Origin of the sequence: Streptomyces viridosporus (assembly GCF_002078235.1) — a bacterium.
GTDB lineage: Bacteria > Actinomycetota > Actinomycetes > Streptomycetales > Streptomycetaceae > Streptomyces > Streptomyces viridosporus.
The window spans coordinates 1-2,078 of sequence record NZ_MSGP01000654.1 but is presented as its reverse complement, the minus strand read 5'-3'; the positions used below and the strand labels follow the sequence as shown (position 1 = coordinate 2,078).

Sequence of the window (2,078 nt, the reverse complement as noted above, 5' to 3'; positions counted from 1 at the left end):
GTCGGCTTCTTCGTCAACACCGTCGTCCTGCGCACCGACCTGTCCGGCCGGCCGGCCTTCCACACGCTCGTGGACCGGGTGCGCGACGTCGTCCTGGGCGCCTTCGACCACCAGGAGGTGCCGTTCGAACAGGTCGTGGGGCGGCTGCGCCCGGAACGCGACCTGTCCCGCAACCCGCTGTTCCAGGCCATGGTCGACGTCCAGGAGTCCTCCGCGACCGGCATCGGCCTGCCCGGTCTGGAGACGGCCGACGTCGCACTGCCCTGGAGGTCGGCCAAGTTCGACCTGACCGCCACCTTCGTGGTCCGGCCGGACCGCTTCGCGCTCAACGTCGAGTACGCCGCCGACCTGTTCGACCCGGACACCGCGACCCGGTTCGCCCACCACGTCGGCCGTGTCCTCGAGGCACTGCTGGCCGATCCCACCGCGCGCGCCGACGAGGCCGCCCTGCTCTCGGCGGACGAGCGGCGGCACCTCGTCGCGGACGCCGGGCGGGACGCGGAACCCGCACCGCCGTTCGAGGTGGCGGGCCCGCCGCACGCCCCGGCCGTCGTCTGCGAGGGCACGACCCTCGACCACGCTCGCCTGGACGCCCTCACCGGAGGACTGGCCGCGGCCCTGATCCGTGCGGGCACGGTCCCGGGCGACGCCGTGGGGGTGTGCGTCGACCGCGGCGTGTGGTCCGTGGCGGCGGTGCTCGCCGTCTGGCGGGCGGGCGGCGTCTACGTCCCGCTCGACCCCCGGCTCCCCGGGGAGAGGCTGCGGTACATGGGCGAGGAGGCCGCGGTGCGGCACCTGGTGTGCGACGCGGGCACCCGGGACCGCGCCGCCGCCCTCGGGGCCGTCGCCGTCGACGTCGGCGACGTCCTCCCCGACCCCGACGGACCCACCGCCACGCCCCCCGCCGCGACGACCTCGCCTACGTCATCTTCACCTCGGGCTCCACCGGCCGCCCCAAGGCCGTCGGCATCGAGCACCACGCCCTGGACGCCCATGTCGCCACCGCCCGCGAGGCGTTCGGACTGACCGAGCGGGACCGGGTGCTCACCTTCGCCTCCACCTCCTTCGACGCCTCGCTGGAGCAGATCCTGCCCGCGCTGAGCGCCGGGGCGACGGTGCTCGTGCGCCCCGACGACATCTGGGCGCCGGAGGAGCTGGCCGACCGTGTCGCCGCCGAGCGGGTGACGGTCATGGAGCTGACCCCCTCGTACTGGACGGAACTGGTGGCCCGCCTGGACGTGCTGGCCCCCCGGCTGGCCTCCCTGCGGCTGCTGGTGACCGGGGGAGAGGCGCTGCCCGCCGACCCCCTGGAGCGCTGGTTCGCGCACCTGCCCGGGGTGCCCGTGGTCAACACGTACGGCCCCACCGAGGCGGTGATCTCCGCCACCGCGCACACCGTCGTCTCGGCCCCGGCCGGCCGGGTGCCCATCGGCCGCCCGCTGGGCAGCCGCCGCGCCCATGTCGTCGACCCGCTCGGCGAACCCGTACCGCCCGGCGTGCCCGGAGAACTCGTCCTCGGCGGACCGGAGCTGGCCCGCGGGTACCTCGGACGGCCCGCCCTCACCGCCGAACGGTTCGTGCCCGACCCGTTCGGCACGCCCGGCGGCCGCCTCTACCGCACCGGCGACGTCGTACGCCGACTGCCCGGCGGGGAGCTCGAGTTCCTCGGCCGCAACGACGACCAGGTCAAGATCCGCGGCTTCCGCGTCGAACCGGGGGAGGCCGAGGCGGTGCTGCGCGCGCACCCGGGGGTGCGCGGGGCGGCCGTCGTGGTGCGCACCCTCAACGGCGAGACGGCCCTCGTCGGGTACGCCGCGGGCGGCGGGCTGTCACAGGAGTCCCTGCGCACCCACTGCCGGGCCCGTCTGCCCCACTACCTCGTCCCCTCCGCGTTCGTCCTCCTGGACGCCCTGCCGCTGACCGTGCAGGGCAAGCTGGACACCGCGGCCCTGCCCGATCCCGCGGCGCCCGCGCCGCACGCCGGCGTCGCACCGCGCACCCCGGCCGAGACGGTCGTGGCGCAGATCTGGTGCGAGGTGCTCGACCTGCCGAAGGTCGGCGTCCACGACGACTTCTTC

1 protein-coding gene and 1 pseudogene are annotated in these 2,078 nt (G+C 75.7%); both read left to right on the top strand.

The genetic code is table 11. The annotated features are described in order from the left end of the window. Positions 1–27 precede the first annotated feature (27 nt). A pseudogene (locus B7L92_RS35085) lies at positions 28–1,709 on the top strand (non-ribosomal peptide synthetase); the annotation flags it as partial. A gap of 21 nt (positions 1,710–1,730) precedes the next feature. Next, the coding region (locus tag B7L92_RS43095) for an AMP-binding enzyme (protein WP_255311286.1) at positions 1,731–2,078 on the top strand (348 nt) is incomplete at its 3' end.